Source organism: Pantoea sp. Pa-EAmG (assembly GCF_030024295.1).
Lineage (GTDB): Bacteria > Pseudomonadota > Gammaproteobacteria > Enterobacterales > Enterobacteriaceae > Pantoea > Pantoea dispersa.
In genome coordinates this window covers 1-23,221 of sequence record NZ_JASEWO010000062.1, presented here as the reverse complement: position 1 = coordinate 23,221, position 23,221 = coordinate 1, and the positions used below count along the sequence as shown (strand labels likewise).

The 23,221-nt window shown below is 61.7% G+C and carries 18 protein-coding genes; 12 read left to right on the top strand and 6 right to left on the bottom strand.

The window, feature by feature from the left end; all coding sequences use genetic code 11:
- Positions 1-11 precede the first annotated feature (11 nt).
- On the top strand, positions 12-887 hold the full coding sequence (robA, locus tag QMM04_RS10650; RefSeq protein WP_159377894.1) for an MDR efflux pump AcrAB transcriptional activator RobA: 876 nt from the start codon (positions 12-14) through the stop codon (positions 885-887).
- A gap of 248 nt (positions 888-1,135) precedes the next feature.
- Here robA and gpmB read toward each other — a convergent pair whose 3' ends face one another.
- Positions 1,136-1,783: a 2,3-diphosphoglycerate-dependent phosphoglycerate mutase GpmB gene (gene gpmB / locus QMM04_RS10645; protein ID WP_021508687.1), complete on the bottom strand. Its 648-nt coding sequence runs from the start codon at positions 1,781-1,783 to the stop codon at positions 1,136-1,138.
- 51 nt (positions 1,784-1,834) lie between these two features.
- Between gpmB and yjjX the strand changes: the two genes are divergently transcribed.
- Complete coding sequence (yjjX, locus tag QMM04_RS10640) at positions 1,835-2,353, top strand: inosine/xanthosine triphosphatase (protein ID WP_159377895.1); 519 nt, start codon at positions 1,835-1,837, stop codon at positions 2,351-2,353.
- Here yjjX and trpR read toward each other — a convergent pair whose 3' ends face one another.
- On the bottom strand, positions 2,354-2,662 hold the full coding sequence (trpR, locus tag QMM04_RS10635) for a trp operon repressor (protein ID WP_021508685.1): 309 nt from the start codon (positions 2,660-2,662) through the stop codon (positions 2,354-2,356).
- Between the two features lie 43 nt (positions 2,663-2,705).
- Complete coding sequence (gene sltY / locus QMM04_RS10630) at positions 2,706-4,625, bottom strand: murein transglycosylase (protein ID WP_282996144.1); 1,920 nt, start codon at positions 4,623-4,625, stop codon at positions 2,706-2,708.
- Positions 4,626-4,881: 256 nt separating this feature from the next.
- On the opposite strand from sltY, the gene atzF reads away from it, so the two are divergent.
- The 10 genes from atzF (at position 4,882) to ettA (ending at position 19,345) form a co-directional block, all read left to right on the top strand.
- A complete protein-coding gene (gene atzF, locus QMM04_RS10625; protein ID WP_282996143.1) occupies positions 4,882-6,678 on the top strand; it encodes an allophanate hydrolase in 1,797 nt (598 codons plus the stop codon).
- 2 nt (positions 6,679-6,680) lie between these two features.
- A complete protein-coding gene (gene uca, locus QMM04_RS10620; protein WP_282996142.1) occupies positions 6,681-10,298 on the top strand; it encodes an urea carboxylase in 3,618 nt (1,205 codons plus the stop codon).
- Between the two features lie 9 nt (positions 10,299-10,307).
- Positions 10,308-11,009 carry a GntR family transcriptional regulator gene (locus tag QMM04_RS10615; RefSeq protein ID WP_104093707.1) on the top strand — a complete coding sequence of 234 codons (702 nt, stop codon included), beginning with the start codon at positions 10,308-10,310 and terminating at the stop codon, positions 11,007-11,009.
- Positions 11,010-11,039: 30 nt separating this feature from the next.
- The gene (gene urtA / locus QMM04_RS10610; protein WP_031279577.1) at positions 11,040-12,308 is read left to right on the top strand and encodes an urea ABC transporter substrate-binding protein; all 1,269 of its coding nucleotides are present in this window, start codon (positions 11,040-11,042) and stop codon (positions 12,306-12,308) included.
- 249 nt (positions 12,309-12,557) lie between these two features.
- Entirely contained in the window at positions 12,558-14,123 is a 1,566-nt protein-coding gene (gene urtB / locus QMM04_RS10605) for an urea ABC transporter permease subunit UrtB (protein WP_282996141.1), read from the top strand.
- Complete coding sequence (gene urtC / locus QMM04_RS10600; RefSeq protein ID WP_282996140.1) at positions 14,123-15,199, top strand: urea ABC transporter permease subunit UrtC; 1,077 nt, start codon at positions 14,123-14,125, stop codon at positions 15,197-15,199. Before urtB ends, urtC begins: the two co-directional genes overlap by 1 nt.
- Positions 15,192-15,983 carry an urea ABC transporter ATP-binding protein UrtD gene (urtD, locus tag QMM04_RS10595; protein ID WP_058771510.1) on the top strand — a complete coding sequence of 264 codons (792 nt, stop codon included), beginning with the start codon at positions 15,192-15,194 and terminating at the stop codon, positions 15,981-15,983. The genes urtC and urtD overlap by 8 nt, the downstream gene beginning before the upstream one ends.
- A 1-nt stretch (position 15,984) precedes the next feature.
- Positions 15,985-16,683: an urea ABC transporter ATP-binding subunit UrtE gene (gene urtE, locus QMM04_RS10590; protein WP_282996139.1), complete on the top strand. Its 699-nt coding sequence runs from the start codon at positions 15,985-15,987 to the stop codon at positions 16,681-16,683.
- Positions 16,684-16,796: 113 nt separating this feature from the next.
- Entirely contained in the window at positions 16,797-17,561 is a 765-nt protein-coding gene (gene deoR / locus QMM04_RS10585) for a DNA-binding transcriptional repressor DeoR (protein WP_058757230.1), read from the top strand.
- A gap of 116 nt (positions 17,562-17,677) precedes the next feature.
- Positions 17,678-19,345, top strand: a complete 1,668-nt coding sequence (gene ettA / locus QMM04_RS10580; protein WP_282996138.1) for an energy-dependent translational throttle protein EttA — start codon at positions 17,678-17,680, stop codon at positions 19,343-19,345.
- A 49-nt stretch (positions 19,346-19,394) separates the two neighbouring features.
- Here the strand turns inward: ettA and nadR are convergent, their stop codons facing one another.
- From nadR to serB, 3 genes are all read right to left on the bottom strand, one after another.
- Complete coding sequence (gene nadR, locus QMM04_RS10575; RefSeq protein ID WP_010618490.1) at positions 19,395-20,621, bottom strand: multifunctional transcriptional regulator/nicotinamide-nucleotide adenylyltransferase/ribosylnicotinamide kinase NadR; 1,227 nt, start codon at positions 20,619-20,621, stop codon at positions 19,395-19,397.
- A gap of 311 nt (positions 20,622-20,932) precedes the next feature.
- Positions 20,933-22,315, bottom strand: a complete 1,383-nt coding sequence (radA, locus tag QMM04_RS10570; RefSeq protein WP_021506810.1) for a DNA repair protein RadA — start codon at positions 22,313-22,315, stop codon at positions 20,933-20,935.
- A 13-nt stretch (positions 22,316-22,328) separates the two neighbouring features.
- Positions 22,329-23,221: phosphoserine phosphatase (gene serB, locus QMM04_RS10565; RefSeq protein ID WP_282996137.1), on the bottom strand; the 893-nt coding region annotated here is incomplete at its 5' end.

Here is a 23,221-nt window from a genome sequence, read left to right as displayed (position 1 = left end):
GAGGATGTTTTATGGACCAAGCCGGTATCATTCGCGATTTGCTTGTCTGGCTGGAAAGCCATCTGGATCAACCCCTTTCGCTCGATAACGTTGCGCTAAAAGCGGGCTATTCCAAGTGGCACCTGCAGCGAATGTTCAAGGAAGTTACTGGCCACGCCATCGGCGCGTATATCCGCGCCCGCCGGCTGTCCAAGGCCGCCGTCGCGCTGCGTCTCACCAGCCGGCCAATCCTCGACATTGCGCTGCAGTATCGCTTCGATTCGCAGCAAACCTTTACCCGCGCGTTTAAAAAGCAGTTCAATCAGACACCTGCGTGGTATCGCCGCTCGTCGGAGTGGAATTCGTACGGCATTCGCCCGCCGATTCGTCTCGATGATTACCCGATGCCGCAAGCGCAGTTCGTCACGCTGCCGGAAACGGTGCTGGTGGGGCAAACGCAAAGCTATACCTGTACGCTGGAGCAGATCTCCAGCTACCGCGACGAGATGCGCATCCACTTCTGGAAGCAGTTCCTGCTGGAGACCGATACCGTGCCGCCGGTGCTGTACGGCCTGCATCAGGTACGCGCCAGCCATGAGAAGGATGATGAGCAGGAGATTCTGTACACCACGGCGGTGCCGGCCGACCAGCAGGCGCTGAGCATGCAGTCAAACCAGAGCGTGATTCTGGAAGCCGGGGATTATGTGCAGTTCAGCTATCAGGGACCGCGCACTGCACTGCAGGATTTTATTCTGCTGCTGTACGGCACCTGTATGCCGACCCTCGGCCTGGTGCGCCGTCAGGGCCAGGATATTGAGCGCTTCTATACGCACGGTGGCAAGAAGCGCAGCGAGCCGCCAATGGAGATTCGCTGTGAATATCTGATTCCGATTCGTCCGCAGCAGTAACGGGCGTTGTCGATGGTCGCCATGAATGGCGACCCTACAGAAAATTCACCGTTTGTCGCCGATGCGGATTGCCCATGCCCTCGTAGGGTGCGCATTCATGCGCACCGATTCAACCGCAGCAACAACCCCTACCGTTTGTCGCCGATGCGCATTGCCCATGCCCTCGTAGGGTGCGCATTCATGCGCACCGATACGCGATCATTAATACGCACCGATACGCGGTCATTCTGCGCCGTGCGCTACCGCGCTTAACGCTGCAGCTCATCCAGCGCCGGGGCATCCAGATGCGACACATCACCGGCCGTCTCCACCACCCAGCCGGCGGCGAGCCAGGCGCTTTGCTGATGATCGACGCGCGAAATCGAGCAGTTACGCAGACGCAAACGGCGCTCCGCATGGGCCGGCAGCCCCAGAATGGTACTTACCAGCACACCCAGCGCCATGCCGTGGCTGACCAGCAGCGGACGGCTACCCGCCGGCAGATCGAGACAGGCGTTGAGCGCGGCATGCATGCGCGTCGCCATCTCCTCCATCGACTCGCCGCCCGGAATCCGGCCGCCTTCGGTGCCATCCACCAGCGCTTTACGCCAGCTCTCCTCTTCCGCCGTCAGGCCGTCGAGCGGACGCTGCTCCAGACAGCCCATATTGAGCTCGCGCAGGCGGGCATCCAGCGTTACCGTACAACCGCAGGCATCAGCGATAATCTCCGCGGTGCGCCGGGTACGTCCTAAATCGCTGGCAATCACGTGAGTAATGCCCAGCGATTTCACGCGCTCGCCCACCTGATGCGCCTGCTGCTCACCTTTATCCGTCAGCGGACTGTCGGACTGCCCCTGAATGCGTCGGGCCGCATTCCAAACCGTTTCACCGTGACGAACAAGATAGACCTGTAACATGCTTAATTTCCGTTATACTGCGACAAATTTGTCTTGAGGGTTCAGGTAATTATGTACCATGTTGTCGCAGCCACCATCAATCCGGCAAAAATCCGCGCAATTGCTCAGGCGTTCAACGACGTTTTCGGCGAAGGATCCTGCCATATTGAAGGGGTCGAGGTCGAGAGCGGCGTCGCCGCGCAGCCCTTAAGCGATGCCGAAACGCGAACTGGCGCACGCCAGCGTGTGGCGAACGCGCGTCATGTGCGGCCACAGGCGGATTACTGGGTGGCGATTGAAGCGGGCATCGAGGGCGACTGCGCCTTTGCCTGGATGGTGGTGGAGAATGCGCAGCAGCGCGGCGAATCCCGCTCCGCCAGCTTTACGCTGCCGCCGGTGGTGATGACCGGCCTGGCCGCCGGACGCGAACTCGGTGACGAGATGGCGCGCTTAACCGGCGTGGAGAATATCAAACACAAGGGCGGTGCGATTGGCGCCTTCACCCACGGCCTGCTGAGCCGCTCCAGCGTCTATCATCAGGCCCTGATTCTGGCGCTCTGTCCGTTCACTCACCCGCTGTATCAGCAGTAATCAGCTGCGCCCGAGGCGCGCTTCCAGCCAGCGTTTCAGCTCGGGCGGCGCCTCTTTCAGGCTATTGGATCCGCGGGTGATGGTGGCAATCCCGACGCCCAATTCGTTTTTCAGCTCGCGCTGACTGATATCACCGTTGATCAACGCTTCGATAATGCGCAGGCGCGTGCCTAAGGCTTCGCGCTCATCCGGCGTCATCATCAGCTGCAGCAGTGGCAGCGCTACGTCATCGGAAAACGCGTTGTGCATCAGGTCGATGAAACGCAGCCAGTTGTCTTCAACCGGCTGCGGGGAAAGGGGTTGGCTCATGAAGGCTTCCGTACTCATTAACGAGTACGGAAGCATAACACAGTCAGTAACGGCGATTCCACTCGCCGTCGGCGAGAATCTTATCCGGCTTGCCCATGAAGTAGCGGTAATAAGCATCGTAGGCCAGCACGTTTTTCACGTAGCCGCGGGTTTCCGAGAAGGGAATGGTTTCGATAAACGCCACCGCATCCAGTTTGCCGCCGCTGGTATTCAGCCAGCTGCGCACCCGCCCCGGGCCGGCATTGTAGGCGGCAGAAGAGAAGATGCGGTTCTGACCAAACTGCTGATAGACATACTCCAGATACTGCGTACCAATCTGAATATTGGTCTGCGGATCGAGCAGCTGGCTGCTGTTAACGTAACCCGGAATGTTATACATCTTCACGGTATGGCTGGCGGTGCCCGGCATCACCTGCATCAGGCCACTGGCGCCAACTGGTGAGCGCGCTTTCGGGTTCCACGCACTCTCCTGACGAGAGATCGCCATGGCGTAGCTTGGCGTGATGCCCTTATCGCTGGTGTATTGCTGATACAGATTGCGCCACGCCAGCGGGAAACGCTCTTTCAGGCTGTCCCACATTTTCGCGGTGATGGTGGCCTGCACGCTGAGATCCCACCAGTCCTGTTCATTGGCGTAGCGCGCCAGCATCTGCTGCTGGGTACGGGTTTTGCTGCTGATCAGATTGGCCCACTCGCTGCGCGCCAGGTTATCCAGCCCCCAGTACATCAGCTCGCGCACGCGCGCCATCTCCGGCCCCTGCACCACGCTATTGTCCGCCGCCGGAGCCTGATCCACCTGCAGCGGATACTCGACGCCCAGCCGCTGTGCCGCCACCATCGGATAGAAACCGCGCTGCTGCATCAGCTTACGCAGAATCTCTTCCGCTTCCTCTTTGCGCCCCTGCGCCATCAGTAAATCGGCCTGCCAGTACTGCCATTCATCTTTGTCTTTGGCTTCCACCGGCAGCCGGGCAATCCAGGTGTTCAGGCCGCGACGGTCGTTTTCACTCAGCGCCAGCCGCACGCGCCGCTCAATCAGCGCGGTGGATTCGCTGTTCATCACCACCGCATCGCGCCAGCGCGCCTGCTCCGAGGTGAGATCGGCACCCATCATGCGCCACACCACCGTCTCTTTCAGATCCTGCTCTTCCGCCGGGCTCATCTTCTGCGCCTGAACCAGCTGCGGGATCATCATGCGCGCATTGTCCATATCCTGACGCGCCACGCGGGCAAAGGCGTAGCTGGTGGCCATGCGGGTAAAATCGGTCGGGCCGAGGGTGCTGGCAAAGGTGGTGACGGTCTGGGGATTCTGCTGCAGCGCAATCAGCGCGCTGGCGGTGGTTTGATAATCCGCCGGCAGCATTTTCGCCAGGTAATTAACCAGGCTGTCGTTGCCGGCTTTCATCGCCAGGCGGATGCGTTCGAGGATGGTGATCGGCGACAGCTGCCCTGAAGCCTGCCACACCGAGAACAGCTTATCGCAGTCGTTCGGTAACGCGGTCCCGCGCAGCCAGATGGCTTTGGCCCCGTCAAACGCCGCCTGCTGCTGACCGGTCGCCCATTTGGCGTAGTACCAGTTACAGCGCGCCTGCACCGGCTTCGGCTCATCCGGGCTGAAGCTGAGCACGCCCGGCCAGTCCTGGCGGTGCGCCAGCACGTTAACAAAGCGCGTCTGCAGCGAGCGCGCCGGCGGCAGCGTGGGATACTGCTGAATAAAGTTTTTCACCGCCAGCCCGGTCTCCTGATCGAGATCCTGCGCCAGCAGGCGGTACTGCAGGTACGGATAGAGCGGATAATCCTGCAGCGTTGGCATCAGCTGCTCAACCTGATCCATCTGTTTGTTGTCCCAGGCCTGTTTGATCTGCGCATAGCGCTGTCGTTGCTGATCCAGCGAATCGGCCCACACGCTGCCGGCCGTGCTGACCAGACAGATCCCTATCATCCAATTACGCCACTTCTCCACTCCGCTCTCCTCATTGCTGCGCTCCAGCTTATGCCGGACTCCCTTCATGCTAACCAGGCCAACCGGCTCTTGCCACGTTCTTCACAAAATTTACCCAGGCGCACCGTGATTGTTCAGCGCCTGCGCCGCAATTGTGCAAATAATCATCAGAAAAACTTATTACCCATCAAATAGCTACGCGTTTTCATTCAGTTACAACTCTGGCACGCGCTTTGCTCTGTTGAATGCCATCTTGTATACCAGCTGGAATTCACTCATGGCATCGACCTTCGGTTTTACGCTTCAGGATTGGCAACGTTGCGCACAGCAGGATGCACAGCAGATCCCTGCACTGCTGGCCGCACATCTCGACGCACTCGATAACCAGGATAATGCCTGGCTGTACCTCGCTTCGCCGGCCCAGTTGCTGGCGCAGGTTGAACCGCTGCTGGCGGCATATCAGCGCAATCCGGCCGCGCTGCCGCTGTTTGGCGTGCCGTTTGCCGTCAAAGACAACATCGACGTGGCAGGCTGGCCGACCACCGCCGCCTGCCCGGCGCTGACGTATCAGGCCGCGGCCGATGCCTTCGTGGTGGCAAAGCTGAAAGCGGCAGGCGCTATCGTCATCGGTAAAACCAACCTCGACCAGTACGCGACCGGTCTGGTTGGCACCCGCTCGCCGTATGGCGCGGTGAGCAACACCTTTAATCCGGCCTACGTCAGCGGCGGTTCCAGCTCCGGCTCCGCGTCCGTGCTGGCGCGCGGCCTGGTCGGCTTCTCGCTCGGCACCGATACCGCCGGCTCCGGCCGCGTACCGGCAGGTTTTAACAATATCGTCGGGCTGAAGCCGACCAAAGGCTGGTTCTCGGCCAGCGGCGTGGTACCGGCCTGCCGTCTCAATGACACCATCTCGGTGTTCGCCCTGACGGTTGCCGATGCCTTTAGCGTCGCCAGCATCGCGGGCGGCTACGACGCCGGTGACGCCTACGCGCGCCAGTCGCCACGCAGCGCACCGGCCAGTTTCCAGCCGCAACCCTCGCTGGCGATCCCTGCCGCACCGCAGTTTTACGGCGATCAGCTGGCGGAAGCGGCGTGGCTCAGCGCGCTGGAGCAGCTCACGGCAGGCGGTGCGACGCTGCACCCGATCGACTTCGCCCCTTTCCACCAGCTGGCGGAGCAGCTCTATTACGGCCCGTGGGTGGCTGAGCGCACCGTGGCGGTCGGTGAGATGCTCGACCGCCCGGAAGAGATGGATCCGGTGGTGTACGGCATCGTCAGCAGCGGCCGCCAGTACAGCGCCGTCGAGGCGTATCAGGCCGAATACCTGCGCGCCGAACTGACGCGCCAGATCCAGCAGACGCTGGCCCGGTTCGATGCGCTGGTGGTGCCGACCTCGCCCACCATCCATACGCTGGAAGAGATGCAGCAGGAGCCGGTGCACTACAACTCGCAATTCGGCACCTATACCAACTTCACGAATCTGGCCGATCTCAGCGCGCTGGCGCTGCCCGGCCCGTTCCGCGCCGATGGACTGCCCGCGGGCATCACGCTGATCGCCCCGGCGTGGCACGACCGTGCGCTGGCGGCGTTTAGCCTGCGCTGGCAGCAGCAGCTGGCGCTGCCGCTCGGGGCCACCGGCAAAGCGCTGCCGCCGCAGCCCGCCGCGCTGCCGCCGTCACCTGACCACGTGCGCGTGGCGGTGGTCGGTGCCCATCTCACCAGCATGCCGCTGAATTTCCAGCTCACCACGCGCCAGGCGGTGTGGGTCGAAGAGACGCAAACTGCCAGCCACTATCGCCTGTTCGCCCTGCTCGATGGCCCGATCAAAAAGCCCGGCCTGCTGCGCGGCGACAGCGGCGCCGCCATCACCGTTGAACTGTGGGACATCCCGCTGGCGCGCTTTGGCGAATTCGTCGCGGAAATCCCGGCACCGCTCGGCATCGGCTCGCTGACGCTGGCGGATGGACGCATCGTGAAAGGCTTTATCTGCGAACCGGCAGCGCTGACGCAGGCGCTGGAAATCACTGAATTCGGCGGCTGGCGCAACTGGCTGACGTCACAGGGGAATCACTAATCATGTTCAGCACCGTTCTGATTGCTAACCGTGGCGAAATCGCCTGTCGTGCCATCCGCACCCTGAAGCGCCTCGGCGTAACCAGCGTGGCGGTCTATTCGGATGCCGACCGCAATGCGCGTCACGTTACCGAAGCCGATGTGGCCATCGCCCTTGGCGGTGACAAAGCCAGCGACAGCTATCTGCGCATCGACAAAATTCTCGCCGCCGCGCAGCAAAGCGGCGCGCAGGCCATCTGGCCCGGCTACGGTTTTCTCTCCGAGAGCCTGCCGTTCGCCGCCGCCTGCGAAGAGGCCGGCATCGCGTTTGTCGGCCCGACCGCACAGCAGATCGGCGAATTTGGTCTCAAGCATCGCGCCCGTGAGCTGGCGGCCAGCGCTGGCGTGCCGATGACGCCGGGCACGCCGCTGCTCAGTTCGCTGCAGGACGCACTCAGCGCGGCGGAAGACATTGGCTATCCGGTGATGCTGAAAAGCACCGCCGGTGGCGGCGGCATCGGTCTGACCCGCTGCGCCGACGCCACGGCCCTGGAGAACGCGTGGGAGAGCGTGCGTCGCCTGGGGGAACAGTTTTTCAGCGATGCCGGCGTGTTTCTTGAACGCTGCATTGATCGTGCGCGCCACGTGGAAGTGCAGATTTTTGGCGACGGCAAGGGCAAGGTGATTGCGCTGGGCGAACGCGACTGTTCGCTGCAGCGCCGCAATCAGAAGGTGGTGGAAGAGACGCCGGCCCCTAATCTGCCGCAGGCCACGCGTGAAGCGCTGCTGGCTTCAGCGGTGCGGCTGGGCGAACTGGTTAATTACCGCAGCGCCGGCACCGTGGAGTACATCTATGACGCCGCGCAGGACGCGTTTTATTTCCTCGAAGTGAACACCCGCCTGCAGGTGGAGCATCCGGTGACCGAGTGCGTCACCGGCCTTGACCTGGTGGAGTGCATGCTGCAGGTGGCGGCGGGCGATGCCATCGACTGGGATCGTCTGCAGCAGGCACCGCACGGCGCATCGATTGAGGTGCGGCTGTACGCCGAAGATCCGCTGAAAAACTTCCAGCCGAGCCCGGGCGTGTTAACCCACGTCAGCTTCCCGCCGGGGGTGCGCGTCGACGGCTGGATCGAGACCGGCAGCGAAGTGACGGCGTTTTACGATCCGATGGTAGCCAAACTGATCGTGCATGGCGAAACGCGCGACGCCGCGCTGGCGAAACTGCAGCAGGCGCTCGACGCTACCCAACTGCACGGCATCGCCACCAATCTCGATTATCTGCGTCAGATCGTGGCGACCGACGCCTTCCGCAGCGGCAACGTCTGGACGCGCTTCCTTGACGGCTTTACGCCGGCGGCCAGCGTCATCGAAGTGCTGCAGCCGGGCACGTTCAGCAGCATTCAGGACTTTCCCGGCCGCCTGGGCTACTGGGACATCGGCGTGCCGCCGTCCGGCCCGATGGATGACTTCGCCTTCCGCCTGGCCAACCGTATCGTCGGCAACCACGCCAGTGCCGCCGGGCTGGAGTTCACCCTGCAGGGCCCGACGCTGCGTTTCCACAGCGATGCACTGATTGCGCTGACCGGTGCCGACTGTCCGGCCGATCTTGACGGCAGCGCGGTCGACTACTGGCAGCCGGTGGCGGTGAAAGCCGGACAAACCCTGACGCTGGGCCGCGCGCAGAGCGGCTGCCGCACCTATTTAGCGGTGCGTAATGGTTTCGATGTGCCGGAGTATCTTGGCAGCCGCGCCACCTTCTCGCTGGGCCAGTTTGGCGGCCACGCCGGACGCACGTTGCGCGTCGCCGACATGCTGCCGATCTCCCAGCCAGCGCTCGCCGCCTGCACCACGCCAGCCCCGGTCAGCGAACCTGAAGCGCTGGATCGCGCGCTGGTGCCGCACTACGGCAGCGAATGGCGCATTGGCGTGCTGTACGGCCCGCACGGCGCACCGGATTTCTTCACCCAGGCCGCCATCGATGAGTTCTTTGCCAGCGACTGGCAGGTGCATTACAACTCCAACCGGCTGGGCGTCCGTCTGGTCGGGCCTAAACCCAGCTGGACGCGCGCCAATGGCGGTGAAGCCGGGCTGCATCCGTCTAACGTACACGACTGCGAATACGCCATCGGCGCGGTGAACTTTACCGGTGATTTCCCGGTGATCCTGACGCACGACGGCCCAAGCCTTGGTGGCTTCGTCTGCCCGGTCACCATCGCCAAAGCCGAGCTGTGGAAAGTCGGCCAGGTCAAACCGGGCGATCGCATCCGCTTCCACCCGATCAGCGCCGACGAAGCGGTCGCGCTGGAGAAAGCCCAGGCGCACAGCGTAACCACGCTGCGCAGCCAGCACGCAGCGGCCTTCGCGGTGCCGTCGCTGGCGGCGAGCAACATCGGTTCTGCCACCCTGTTAGCGGCGCTGCCGGCGACCGCCACCACGCCTGCGGCGGTCTACCGCCAGGCGGGCGACAAATATGTGCTGATTGAGTACGGCGATAACGTGCTGGATCTGGCGCTGCGCCTGCGCGTACACCTGCTGATGCAGGCGCTGCGCCAGCGTGCAGAGCCCGGCATCGAAGAGCTGTCGCCCGGCGTGCGCTCGCTGCAGGTGCGCTATGACAGCCTGGTGATCGGTCAGCAGCAGCTGATGACGCTGCTGCTGGAGCTGGAAGCCGGGCTGGGCGACGTCAGCGCGCTGAAAGTGCCGTCGCGCATCGTCTGGCTGCCGATGGCGTTTGAAGACAGCGCCACGCTCGGCGCGGTGGAGCGTTACAAAGAGACGGTTCGCGCCAGCGCGCCGTGGCTGCCGAACAACGTTGACTTCATTCAGCGCATCAATGGACTGGCGAGCCGCGAAGCGGTACGCGACACCCTGTTTGCCGCCAGCTATCTGATTCTCGGTCTCGGCGATGTCTATCTCGGCGCGCCGTGCGCGGTGCCGATCGATCCGCGCCATCGCCTGCTGAGTTCCAAATACAGCCCGGCGCGCACCTTTACCGCCGAAGGCACGGTAGGCATTGGCGGCATGTACATGTGCATCTACGGCATGGATTCACCGGGCGGCTATCAGCTGGTGGGGCGCACGCTGCCCATCTGGAATAAGTTCCTGCAAAACGATCAGTTTGCCGCCGGCGAACCCTGGCTGCTGCGCTTCTTTGACCAGGTGCGTTTCTATCCGGTGAGCGAAGCGGAACTGACGCAGCTGCGCGACGATTTCCGCGCCGGTCGTGCCCGCATCCGCATCGAGCAGAGCGAGTTTGATTTCGCGGCGCATCAGCAATTCCTCGCCGACAACGCGCCGGAAATCAGTGCCTTCCGTGAACGCCAGGCCGCGGCGTTTGAGCAGGAAGTGACGCTGTGGGCGCAGGAAGAGCAGGAAGCGCCGCTCACCAGTGAAGAGACGCTGGTGGTCGCCGACGCAGAGGACGATGCGCTGGCAGTGTGCGCTGACATGAACGGCAACATCTGGAAAGTGCTGGTTGCGCCGGGCGATACGGTGCAGGCCGGCCAGACGCTGATCATCGTGGAAGCGATGAAGATGGAGCTGGCGATTGTCGCGCCGCAGGCCGGCACGGTGAAACGCATTGCCTGCCAGGCGGGCCGTCCGGTAAGTCCGGGCGACACCCTGCTGTGGCTGGCTTAAGGAGCAGGTATGAACAGTAGCGCGCCCCGCAGCAAAGGCCGTCCCGAAGCGCTGGCCGAAAAGGTTTATCAGGCGCTGAAGCAGGACATCTTTGAATTCCGTCTGATGCCGGGTGACCGCTTCAGCGAAAACGAAATCGCCGATCGGCTGGCGGTGAGCCGCACGCCGGTGCGTCAGGCGCTGTTCTGGCTGGAGCGCGAAGGCTACGTTGAGGTGTGGTTTCGCAGCGGCTGGCAGGTGCGGCCGTTCGATTTCGCCTACTTCGAGGAGCTGTACGACTTCCGCACCGTGCTGGAACGCGAGGCGGTGCGCCGCCTGTGCGCGCTGCCGCCGCTGGCCTGCGCGGAAACCCTGACCGCGCTGAAAACCTTCTGGATCGACGATGCCCGGCTGGAAGATGGCAAAGCGGTATCAGCGCACGACGAAGCGTTTCACATGGCGCTGGTGGCGGCGGCGGGCAATCAGGAGATGGCGCGCATCCACGCCGAGCTGACAGAAAAAATCCGCATCATTCGCCGTCTCGACTTCACGCGGGATGACCGGGTCGATGCCACGTACCGCGAGCACGCTCAGATCTTACGGGCGATTTTTCAGCAACACACCGAGGAGGCACAGCGCATTTTAACCGACCACATTGCCGTCAGTAAGGCCGAGGTCAGGAAGATTACGTTGCATATGTTACAGCAGGCTCGGCTTCAACCCATTGAATAACAACAGATAACACAGTTAGGGGTTTAAATGATGAAACGACGTTCGTTGCTTAAAGCTTTCGCGCTCTCCGCTACCGTTGCCAGCATGGGCTTCGCCTTTACCGCACAGGCGGCAGACACCATCAAAGTCGGCATTATGCATTCGCTGTCCGGCACCATGGCGATTTCCGAAACGCCGCTGAAAGATGTGGCGCTGATGACTATCGATGAGATCAACGCCAAAGGCGGCGTGCTGGGCAAGAAGCTGGAACCGGTGGTGGTCGATCCGGCCTCTAACTGGCCGCTGTTCGCCGAAAAAGCGCGCCAGCTGCTGACTCAGGACAAAGTGGCGGTGGTGTTTGGCTGCTGGACGTCGGTCTCGCGCAAATCGGTGCTGCCGGTGTTTGAAGAGCTGAACGGCCTGCTGTTCTATCCGGTGCAGTACGAAGGCGAAGAGATGTCGCCGAACGTGTTCTACACCGGCGCCGCGCCGAACCAGCAGGCGATCCCGGCGGTGCAATATCTGATGAGCGAAGATGGCGGCAGCGCCAAACGCTTCTTCCTGCTCGGCACCGACTACGTCTATCCGCGCACCACTAACAAGATTCTGCGCGCCTTCCTGCATAGCAAAGGCGTGCAGGATAAGGATATCGAAGAGGTGTACACGCCGTTTGGTTACAGTGATTACCAGACCATCGTGTCCAATATCAAAAAATTCTCCGCCGGCGGCAAAACCGCGGTGATCTCCACCATCAACGGTGATTCCAACGTACCGTTCTACAAAGAGCTGGCGAACCAGGGCATTAAAGCAACCGACATTCCGGTGATCGCTTTCTCGGTGGGGGAAGAAGAGCTGCGCGGCATCGACACCAAACCGCTGGTCGGTCAGCTGGCAGCGTGGAACTACTTTGAGTCAGTGGATAACCCGACTAATGCGAAGTTCGTGGCCGACTACCGCGCTTACGCCAAAGCGCACAACCTGCCGAACGCCAGCACCGTAGTGACCAACGATCCGATGGAAGCCACCTACGTTGGCCTGCACATGTGGGCGCAGGCGGTAGAGAAAGCCGGCACCACCGATGTGGACAAAGTGCGCGCCGCGATGGCCGGACAGACGTTTAAAGCGCCGGACGGATTTACGCTGACCATGGACAAAACCAACCACCATCTGCACAAGCCGGTGATGATTGGTGAAGTGGAGGAGAACGGCCAGTTCAACGTGGTGTGGCAGACCGAACAGCCGGTACGCGCCCAGCCGTGGAGCCCGTATATCGCCGGGAATGATAAGAAGCCGGATTATCCGGTGAAGTCGGCGCAGTAAGGGGAGACTGACGGTCCTCGCCCTCTGGCCCTCACCCCGGCCCTCTCCCAGGGGGAGAGGGAGACGCTGCTGCATGTGAGGGCTGCTGCATGTGAGTGAGGCGCTGCTGCATGTGAGTGAGGCGCTCTTCATTCGCTCGATCGGTTCCCTCTCCCGCTTGCGGGAGAGGGTTAGGGTGAGGGCCAGACAACGCCCTAACCCTGATGAGGGCCACACCGCACCCAACGTAACCATAACAGGATGATCACCATGACACTCCGCCGTATTCTCAGCTGCCTGCTGTTACTGCTGCCGTGGCTGGCGCAGGCCGGTGATGGCGCTGACTTCGCCGCTGCCAGCCGTACGCAGCAGGCGACATTGCTGCAGCAGTGGGCTGCGGCGCCACAGGCCAGCCGCTTGCCGCTGCTGCAGGCGCTGCGCAATGAAAGCGTGGTTATCGACCAGAACAAACAGCCGTTCAGCAAACAGGCTGACCAGCTTCTGCCGCTCGACAGCGCCCGGCAGCCGGACGGCGAAACCAAAAAACTCTTCATGAACAACCGGCTGCGCGTGCTGATTGCCAGCGCCCTCGCCGCCCACCAGCTGGTGAGTGATGATGCGGCGATTCGCCTGCGCGCAGCGCAGCAGTTACAAAACGATGCCGTGCCTGACCAGCTGCCGCTGATTGAACAGCGCCTCGCCGCCGAGCAGGACAGCAACGTGCACGCGGTGCTGGCGATGGCCGCCGCGAATCTGCAGCTCGCCAGCCCGGACGCCGCGCTGCGCCTGAAAGCGGTCACGCTGCTCGGAGAATCGGGCGATCCGGCGATGCAGGCCAGCCTGACGCGCTTAACCCAGGCCAGCAACGAACCCGATGCGCAGGTGCGCGCCGCTGCGGCCGCCAGCCTGCAGCACATCAGGCAGCGCCTGATGTGGGGCGATTGGCTCGGGCAGGCGTTTACCGGTCTGTCGCTCGGCTCCATTCTGCTGCTGGCCGCGCTCGGCCTGGCGATCACCTACGGCCTGCTGGGCGTGATCAACATGGCGCACGGCGAGATGCTGATGCTCGGCGCCTACGCCACCTGGCTGGTGCAGAATCTGTTCCAGCAGTTTGCGCCGCAGTGGCTGGCGTGGTACCCGCTGCTGGCGCTGCCGGTGGCCTTCGCCGTCACCGCCGTAATGGGCATGCTGCTGGAACGCACCATCATCCGCCACTTATACGGTCGCCCGCTGGAGACGCTGCTCGCCACCTGGGGCATCAGCCTGATGCTGATTCAACTGGTGCGCATGCTGTTTGGCGCGCAGAACCTCGAAGTGGCCAACCCGGGCTGGCTGTCCGGCGGCTGGCAGCTGCTGCCGAATCTGGTGCTGCCGTATAACCGCATCGCGGTAATCCTGTTTGTCATCGCGGTACTGGCGCTCACCTGGCTGCTGCTGAATAAAACCCGGCTGGGGCTGAATGTGCGCGCGGTCACGCAGAACCGCGCCATGGCGGACTGCTGCGGCGTGCCGACCGGGCGCATCGATATGCTGGCGTTTGGCCTCGGTTCCGGCATTGCCGGACTCGGCGGCGTCGCGCTGTCGCAGCTGGGCAATGTCGGGCCGGAACTGGGTCAGGGCTACATCATCGACTCATTCCTCGTGGTGGTGCTCGGCGGCGTCGGTCAGCTGGCCGGCACCGTGGTGGCGGCTTTTGGTCTCGGCATCCTCAACAAAGTGCTGGAGCCGCAGATTGGTGCGGTGCTCGGCAAAATCCTGATCCTCGTGCTGATCGTGCTGTTCATCCAGAAACGTCCCCAGGGTCTGTTTGCCGTTAAAGGGAGGGTGATTGACTGATGAGCCAGCCACTGACCTTACGCGTGGTGCGCAAAGCGCCGCGCCTCAGCCTGATTCTCGGCGTCATCGTGACCGCGCTGCTGCTGGTGCTGCCGTTCTGCGCCCTGCTGCCCGCCAGCCATCCGCTGGCGATCTCCACCTATACGCTGACGCTGGTCGGCAAAATCCTCTGCTATGCGATTGTCGCGGTGGCGCTGGATCTGGTGTGGGGCTACGCCGGGCTGCTGTCGCTCGGCCACGGGCTGTTTTTTGCCCTCGGCGGCTATGCCATGGGCATGTACCTGATGCGCCAGGCCGCAGGCAGCGGTTTGCCGGCGTTTATGTCGTTTCTGTCGTGGAATGAGCTGCCGTGGTTCTGGGCCGGCAGCCAGCACTTTCTCTGGGCGCTGTGCCTGATTGTACTGGTGCCGGGCCTGCTGGCGCTGCTGTTTGGCTTCTTCGCCTTTCGCTCCAGAATCAAAGGCGTCTACTTTTCCATCATGACGCAGGCACTGACTTACGCCGGCATGCTGCTGTTTTTCCGCAACGAAACCGGCTTTGGTGGCAACAACGGCTTTACCGGTTTTACTACCCTGCTCGGTTTCAGCGTCACCGCCACCGGCACGCGTATCGCACTGTTTATCGCGACCGTGCTATTGCTGCTGTTCAGCCTGGCGCTGGGCTTTGCCCTGGCGCGCAGTAAGTTTGGTCGCGTGCTGACGGCGGTGCGCGATGCGGAAAACCGCCTGATGTTTATTGGTTACGATCCGAAGGGCTTCAAACTGTTCGTCTGGACGCTCTCTGCCGTGCTGTGCGGGCTGGCTGGTGCGCTGTATGTGCCGCAGGTCGGCATCATCAACCCGAGTGAAATGTCACCGACCAACTCGATTGAAGCGGCGATTTGGGTGGCGCTCGGCGGACGCGGCACGCTGATTGGCCCGCTGCTGGGTGCGGCCATCGTCAACGGTGCCAAAAGCTGGTTCACCGTCGCTTTCCCGGAATACTGGCTGTTTTTCCTGGGCCTGATGTTCATCCTGGTCACGCTGTTCCTGCCGCGTGGCGTAATTGGCCTGCTGCGCCGGAGGCGTCATGACTGAGCAACTGTTTACCCAACCGCACCCGGCGGATCGCCATCGTCAGCAAACCGATCCGGTGCTGCTGCTGGAGAACATCAACGTCTCGTTTGACGGCTTCCGCGCGCTGACCGATCTGTCATTGCAGATCGGTGTCGGCGAGCTGCGCTGCGTGATCGGCCCGAACGGCGCGGGGAAAACCACGCTGATGGACGTGATCACCGGCAAAACCCGCCCGGACAGCGGCCAGGTGATCTACGACCAGGATACCGATCTGCGCCAGCTGTCGCCGGTCGAAATCGCCCGCGCCGGCATTGGCCGCAAGTTTCAGAAACCCACGGTGTTTGAAGCGCTGACGGTGTTTGAAAACCTCGAAATCGCGCTGAAAAACGATAAATCGGTGTGGGCCAGCCTGCGCGCCCGGCTTAGCGGCGAGCAGCGCGATCGCATCGACGAGGTGCTGAAACTGCTGCGGCTCGGCGGCGAACGCCAGCGGCAGGCGGGTCTGCTGTCGCACGGGCAGAAGCAGTTTCTCGAAATCGGCATGCTGCTGGTGCAGGAGCCGCACCTGCTGCTGCTGGACGAACCGGCAGCCGGCATGACCGATGCCGAAACCGACTACACCGCCGAGCTGTTCCGCAGCCTGGCGGGCAAGCACTCGCTGATGGTGGTGGAACATGACATGGGCTTTGTGGAAACCATTGCCGACCATGTGACGGTGCTGCATCAGGGCCAGGTGCTGGCTGAGGGATCGCTGCGCGAGGTACAGGCGGACGATCGGGTTATCGACGTATATCTGGGGCGCTGAGATGTTACAGGTAGCAGAACTGCATCAATATTACGGCGGCAGCCATATCCTGCGCGGTCTGTCGTTTGAGGCTCGCCCGGGCGAGATCACCTGCCTGCTGGGGCGCAACGGCGTGGGCAAAACCACGCTGCTGAAGTGTCTGATGGGGCTGATTCCGGTCAAATCCGGCGAGGTTCGCTGGCAGAACCAGCTGATGAACACGCGCAAGCCACACCAGCGCGTGCAGGCCGGCATTGCTTATGTGCCGCAGGGACGCGAAATTTTTCCGCGTCTGACGGTGGAAGAGAACCTGCTGATGGGGCTGGCGCGCTTCTCCGGCACCCAGGCCAGCCGGGTACCGGAAGAGATCTACCAGCTATTTCCGGTGCTGCGCGAGATGAAAACGCGGCGCGGTGGCGATCTGTCAGGCGGCCAGCAGCAGCAGCTGGCGATCGGCCGGGCGCTGGCCTGCCAGCCGCAGCTGTTGATCCTTGATGAGCCGACCGAAGGGATCCAGCCGTCGGTGATCAAAGAGATCGGTGCAGTGATCCGCCAGCTGGCACAGCGCGGTGACATGGCGATCCTGCTGGTCGAGCAGTTTTACGATTTCGCCGCCGAACTGGCCGACAGCTATCTGGTGATGTCGCGCGGCGAAATTGTGCAGCGCGGCGCGGGTGCGAATATGGAGAGCGAGGGCGTGCGCGGGCTGGTGGCGATTTAGCCGCGCGGCGGGCGGACAGGCAGAAGACAGGTTGTTAATCTGCAAGAAAAAACTTATGTTTACCCTCCACCCGGCCATTCCGGCCGCAGCGAAGGTTGAGCGAACTGTTACTGATGGAAACCCGCCGCGACGAACGAATCAATAAGCTGGCGCAGGCGCTGAAACACAGCGACACCCTGCACTTAAAACAGGCCGCGCAACTGCTGGGCGTGTCAGAAATGACCATCCGCCGCGATTTAACCGGCGCGACGCAGGGCGTGGTGCTGCTGGGTGGCTATGTCATGCGCGACCCGCGGCAGAACGTGGCGCACTATTTTGTCAGCGACCAGCAAAACCTCAACGTCAGCAAGAAACGTCTGCTGGCACAGCGGGCTGCCGCGCTGGTACAGGCCAACGACACGGTGTTTTTCGACTGCGGCACCACGTTGCCGCTGGTGATAGAAGCGATTGATAACGATCTGCCCTTCACCGCCATCTGCAGCGCGATCAATACCTTTCTGGCGTTAAAAGAGAAGCCGCACTGTCGGGTGATTCTGTGCGGCGGCGAATTCCACGCCGATAACGCCGTGTTTACCCCGCTCGAGCAGGTCACGGTGCTGGATGCGCTCTGCCCCAATAAAGCCTTTATCTCTGCCGCCGGCATGGACGCCGCGCAGGGTGCCACCTGTTATAACCTCAATGAACTGCCCATCAAGCATCTGGCGCTGCAGCGGGCGCAGACCAAAATCGTGGTCGGCGACAGCAGCAAGTACGGCAAGGTACTGCCGGCGCGCATTGGCGACTTCTCGCTGTTTGATATGCTGGTCAGCGACAGCCCGCCTCCGCCCGCGCTGCTCGCCGTGCTGCAGGCGGCCAGGCTCACCCTGCACTGCGGCTAGCATTATTCCGCCGCTGCGGAAGATTGCGCGCAATGCGGCTGTGATTGCCGGGTGAAAACGGCTAAACTTCAGCATCTGACGTTCCACCCATTACAGACCAAGAGGCTCATCACAACGTGGCTCAATTCGTCTATAGCATGCATCGCGTCGGCAAAGTGGTTCCGCCGAAGCGTCACATTCTGAAGAATATCTCCCTTAGCTTTTTCCCTGGCGCCAAAATTGGCGTACTCGGCCTGAACGGCGCGGGTAAATCGACCCTGCTGCGCATCATGGCCGGCATTGATAAAGATATCGAAGGGGAAGCTCGCCCGCAGCCGGGCATCAAAGTCGGCTATCTGCCGCAGGAACCTCAGCTGAACCCGGAACACACCGTGCGTGAGTCGGTGGAAGAAGCCGTCGCGGAAGTGGTTGGCGCGCTGAAGCGTCTCGACGAAGTGTACGCGCTGTACGCCGATCCGGATGCCGACTTCGACAAGCTGGCCGCTGAGCAGGGCCGTCTGGAAGAAGTGATCCAGGCACACGACGGGCACAACCTGGAAACCCAGCTGAACCGCGCCGCCGATGCCATGCGTCTGCCGGAGTGGGATGCCAAAATCGCGAACCTGTCCGGTGGTGAACGCCGCCGCGTCGCGCTGTGCCGTCTGCTGCTGGAAAAGCCAGACATGCTGCTGCTCGACGAACCGACCAACCACCTGGATGCAGAATCCGTGGCCTGGCTGGAACGTTTCCTTCACGACTTCGAAGGCACCGTGGTAGCGATTACGCACGACCGTTACTTCCTGGATAACGTTGCAGGTTGGATTCTGGAGCTGGACCGCGGTGAAGGTATTCCGTGGGAAGGTAACTACTCCTCCTGGCTGGAGCAGAAAGATCAGCGTCTGGCGCAGGAAGCGTCTCAGGAAGCGGCACGCCGTAAGTCTATCGAGAAAGAGCTGGAGTGGGTTCGTCAGGGCGCGAAAGGCCGTCAGTCTAAGGGCAAAGCCCGTCTGGCACGCTTTGAAGAGCTGAACAATACCGAATACCAGAAACGTAACGAAACCAACGAACTGTTTATTCCGCCTGGAGCACGTCTGGGGGATAAAGTGGTTGAAGTCAGCAACCTGCGTAAATCCTACGGCGACCGCGTGTTGATTGACGATCTGAGCTTCTCCGTGCCGAAAGGCGCGATCGTCGGCATCATCGGTCCGAACGGCGCGGGTAAATCCACCCTGTTCCGCATGATGTCCGGTCAGGAACAGCCTGACAGCGGCTCCATCACCCTGGGTGAAACCGTGAAGCTGGCCTCCGTTGACCAGTTCCGTGACGCCATGGACAACAGCAAAACCGTGTGGGAAGAAGTCTCCGGCGGCCTGGATATCATGCGTATCGGCAACACCGAGATGCCAAGCCGCGCCTACGTTGGCCGCTTTAACTTCAAAGGCACCGACCAGGGCAAACGCGTGGGCGAGCTGTCCGGCGGTGAGCGCGGTCGTCTGCATCTGGCGAAGCTGCTGCAGGTGGGCGGTAACGTGCTGCTGCTCGATGAACCAACCAACGACCTGGACATCGAAACCCTGCGCGCGCTGGAAAACGCCCTGCTGGAGTTCCCAGGCTGTGCCATGGTGATCTCGCATGACCGTTGGTTCCTCGACCGTATCGCCACCCACATCATCGATTATCAGGATGAAGGTAAGGTGGAGTTCTTCGAAGGTAACTTTACCGAGTACGAAGAGTACAAGAAACGCACCCTCGGCGCCGAAGCGCTGGAGCCGAAGCGAATCAAGTACAAGCGCATGGCGAAGTAATCGCTGTGATAACAAAAAGGCGCCGCGGCGCCTTTTTTGTTGTGCTGCGCTAGCTGCCCAGCATCTGCTTTACCAGCTCGACGCAGCGCAGGAAGCGTGTGTCGTAGTCATCCTCTTTGACGTGCACATATTCAATGTGATTTTCACGCAGCATGGTGACCAGCATCGACTGGAACTCGCGGCGATCCATCGAACTGCCGAGGCTGCGCAGGCCGTCGGCCACCCACGGCACGTTATTTTCCAGCAGAATCACCAGGTCAAAGCGGTACTCATCGATCAGCGCCTGCACGAACGGGTGCTCGCGCCCTTCATACTTAAGGCAGAACGCCTGAGTAGTGATGAAGTCCGTGTCAATAAACGCCACTTTGTTGGCGTATTTGACGGCAAAATCGATGTACTGCGCCTGGCCGAGCGCGATTTTATCGTAGTCGGAGTATTGCAGCGCCATCTCGTCGCCGCCGAGGTGCGAGAAGACATAGTCGCGGCCATACTCCCACGCGCTGGTGGTGTTAAAGATGTTGGCCAGCTTGTTGACCAGCGTCGATTTGCCGCTCGATTCACCGCCGAGCACCGCCACGGTGCGCACGAAGAACGGCTTCACTTCAGTCGGGATGTACTCCCAGTAGCGGAACGGATCCTGACGAATCTGGCTGCCGCTGATGTTCATAAACGATCGATGCGGATCGATCACCACTGCCGGAATGCCCAGATGCTGCTGATACATCGGCGCATCCGGTTCTTCGCTGGTATAAACGCAGTCGGGCTCAATCCCCTGCTCCGCGAGGAAGGTTTTCACGCCAGCGCTCCACACATCCCAGCCGTGCGGATAGGGCTCGATGCCCTCTTCGTTGAACGAATGGATACGGATGTTTTTCTGGTACTTGAAGGTCTGCAGCAGCCAGCGCAGACGATCGCTGATGGTGGGCTGCTGCGACATGGCGCTGTTCTCAAACAGCTGGCGATCGCGCGGATCGTCATGGCCCATGATGATGTGCAGCTCATCGACCTGGCTACAGGCGCGCTGGATCAGGTAGATGTGACCGGTGTGCAGCGGATAGAACTTCCCGAACACCACGCCCACGGTTTTGTCGCGGCGCGGGAATTCCAGTCCGAGAAAACGGTGCAGCGCTTCCAGCTTCTGCGCGCTCGGGCTTTTGATTTTGGCATTCAGCAACTGGCTCAGATAGCCTTTGGTCATCCCGCTGGCATCAGCCACCTGCTGTAATGTGTGTCCCTGCTGGCGAATCGCGGTTTTCAGATAGTCAAACGATGACATGTGGTGCCTCCTGCATGGAATTAGAGGGATGGTGCGCGTGGGCCCTCACCCCGGCCCTCTCCCGCCCGCGGGAGAGGGGGAAAATCCTGGATAGAGCGATAAATGACAGATCTACGCCGTACTTCCCGCCTCTGCGAACGGTCCCCTCTCCCGCAAGCGGGAGAGGGGGAAAACCCTGAACAGAGCGGTAAATGGCAGATCAACGCCGTACTTCCCGCCCCTGCGAACGGTTCCCTCTCCCGCAAGCGGGAGAGGGTTAGGGTGAGGGAAAAGGTGGAGCCACAAGCCAAACCTCCCCCCAACAACTCCCCTTACAGCTCGTCCAGAATCGCCAGCGCGTCCGCCAGTTTCTTCGCGCTATACACCTTCATACCGTCAATCGCCTTCTTCGGCGCATTCCCTGCCGGCACAATGGCGCGCTTAAAGCCGTGCTTGGCCGCTTCGGAAATGCGCTCCTGGCCGCTCGGCACCGGACGAATCTCCCCGGCCAGCCCGACTTCGCCAAAAATCACCAGATCCTGCGGCAGCGGGCGATCGCGCAGGCTCGACACCATCGCCAGCAGCAGCGCCAGGTCTGCACTGGTCTCGGTGACTTTGACGCCGCCGACCACGTTCACAAACACATCCTGATCGGCCATCTGCAGGCCGCCGTGGCGGTGCAGCACCGCCAGCAGAATCGCCAGACGGTTCTGCTCCAGCCCAACCGCCACGCGGCGCGGATTGCCCATCATCGAATGGTCCACCAGCGCCTGAATCTCAACCAGCAGCGGGCGCGTGCCCTCCCAGACCACCATTACCGAACTGCCGGAGGTGATCTCATCGCCGCGTGACAAAAAGATAGCAGACGGGTTACTGACTTCGCGCATGCCCTGCTCGGTCATGGCAAAGACGCCCAGCTCATTCACCGCACCAAAGCGGTTTTTGTGGCTGCGCAGCGTGCGGAAGCGCGAATCGGCATCGCCGTCCAGCAGCACCGAACAGTCGATACAGTGCTCCAGCACCTTCGGACCAGCCAGCGAGCCATCTTTGGTGACGTGACCGACCATGATGATCGCCACGCCGCGCGTCTTGGCGAAGCGCGTCAGGTAAGCGGCGGTTTCCCGCACCTGCGCCACGCTGCCCGGCGATGACTGGATCTCCGCCATGTGCATCACCTGGATCGAGTCGATCACCATCAGCTTCGGCTGCTCCTGCTCGGCGATCAGGCAGATCTGCTCGATGCTGGTTTCCGACAGCATATTGAGGTTTTCCGTCGGTAATCCCAGACGATGGGCGCGCATCGCTACCTGTTGCAGCGACTCTTCGCCGGTGACGTACAGGGTTTTCATCCCTTCCGCCAGCTTACACATAACCTGCAACAGCAGCGTCGATTTACCGGCACCAGGGTTACCGCCAATCAGTATCGCGCTGCCCGGCACCACGCCGCCGCCCAGCACGCGGTCAAACTCTTTAAAACTGGTCGAGAAACGCGGCAGCGCTTCCAGACTGATCTCCGACAGCTTCTGCACCCGGCTGGTGCCGGCGCTGCCGGCATAGCCGCTCAGGCGCTCATTGCGCGCGGCCGCAGGCGAGGCGGCAATGCGCACCTCGGTAATGGTATTCCAGGCGTGACAGGCGCTGCATTGCCCCTGCCAGCGCGGATAGTCAGCGCCGCATTCGTTACAGACGAAGGCGCGTTTTGCCGCTTTGGCCAAATCAAATCCTCAGTTAACGCTCTTCGTGAATCAGGCTGCCGGTGAGAATGCAGAACACTCCCATCAGGTCAGCGTGGCGGATAATCACTTCCGTCTGCTCATTCACTTTGGGTTTAGCATGATAGGCGATACCCAGCGCCGCGGTTTTAATCATCGGCAGATCGTTAGCACCATCGCCAATCGCCACGGTTTGTTCCGGTGCGATGTCAAAGCGCTGGGCCAGACTGTTCAGGGTATCGGCTTTAAATTGCGCGTCGACGATTTGCCCCAGCACTTCACCGGTCAGCTTACCGTCACGCATTTCCAGTTCGTTGGCTACCGCAGCGGCCAGATGCAGCGTCTGCCGCAGGTGATCGGCATAGAAGGTGAACCCGCCCGAGGCAATCGCCACCTGCCAGCCCAGCGCCTGCAACTTGTGCACCAGCGTGGTCAGGCCCGGCATCAGCGGCAGCGTGTCGCGCACCTGCTTCATGATGTTGGCGTCAGCGCCGGCCAGCTTCGCCACGCGCTCGCGCAGGCTGGCTTTAAAATCCAGCTCGCCGCGCATCGCGCGCTCCGTCACTTCCGCCACCTGCTCGCCACAGCCCGCCAGTTTGGCGATCTCATCGATGCACTCGATCTGGATGGCGGTGGAATCCATGTCCATTACCAGCAGCCCTGGCGTTTTCAGATGGGGGATTTTGCCAAGCGGCGCCACATCAAAGCCAGCCTCATGTGCCAGCTTGCTGGCACGCGGCGTCAGCGAGCCCGCCAGCCGGATTACCTGATACTCATCGACATTCCACGCGCTGACGATCACCATCGCCGCGCCCAGCTGATGCTGATAATCAGTCAGTTTTTGTTTATCGAGCCCGCGCCCATACAGCAACCAGCCAGTCCGACCGGCACGGTAATCCAGCGGCATCA

Excerpts from the sequence above, each read along its gene's own strand:
- urtB (WP_282996141.1), top strand. The coding sequence starts at position 12,558 with ATGACACTCCGCCGTATTCTCAGCTGCCTGCTGTTACTGCTGCCGTGG.
- nadR (WP_010618490.1), bottom strand. The coding sequence starts at position 20,621 with ATGTCATCGTTTGACTATCTGAAAACCGCGATTCGCCAGCAGGGACAC.
- QMM04_RS10615 (WP_104093707.1), top strand. The coding sequence starts at position 10,308 with ATGAACAGTAGCGCGCCCCGCAGCAAAGGCCGTCCCGAAGCGCTGGCC.
- robA (WP_159377894.1), top strand. The coding sequence starts at position 12 with ATGGACCAAGCCGGTATCATTCGCGATTTGCTTGTCTGGCTGGAAAGC.
- urtC (WP_282996140.1), top strand. The coding sequence starts at position 14,123 with ATGAGCCAGCCACTGACCTTACGCGTGGTGCGCAAAGCGCCGCGCCTC.
- atzF (WP_282996143.1), top strand. The coding sequence starts at position 4,882 with ATGGCATCGACCTTCGGTTTTACGCTTCAGGATTGGCAACGTTGCGCA.
- deoR (WP_058757230.1), top strand. The coding sequence starts at position 16,797 with ATGGAAACCCGCCGCGACGAACGAATCAATAAGCTGGCGCAGGCGCTG.
- uca (WP_282996142.1), top strand. The coding sequence starts at position 6,681 with ATGTTCAGCACCGTTCTGATTGCTAACCGTGGCGAAATCGCCTGTCGT.
- urtA (WP_031279577.1), top strand. The coding sequence starts at position 11,040 with ATGAAACGACGTTCGTTGCTTAAAGCTTTCGCGCTCTCCGCTACCGTT.
- urtE (WP_282996139.1), top strand. The coding sequence starts at position 15,985 with ATGTTACAGGTAGCAGAACTGCATCAATATTACGGCGGCAGCCATATC.
- urtD (WP_058771510.1), top strand. The coding sequence starts at position 15,192 with ATGACTGAGCAACTGTTTACCCAACCGCACCCGGCGGATCGCCATCGT.
- yjjX (WP_159377895.1), top strand. The coding sequence starts at position 1,835 with ATGTACCATGTTGTCGCAGCCACCATCAATCCGGCAAAAATCCGCGCA.
- trpR (WP_021508685.1), bottom strand. The coding sequence starts at position 2,662 with ATGAGCCAACCCCTTTCCCCGCAGCCGGTTGAAGACAACTGGCTGCGT.
- gpmB (WP_021508687.1), bottom strand. The coding sequence starts at position 1,783 with ATGTTACAGGTCTATCTTGTTCGTCACGGTGAAACGGTTTGGAATGCG.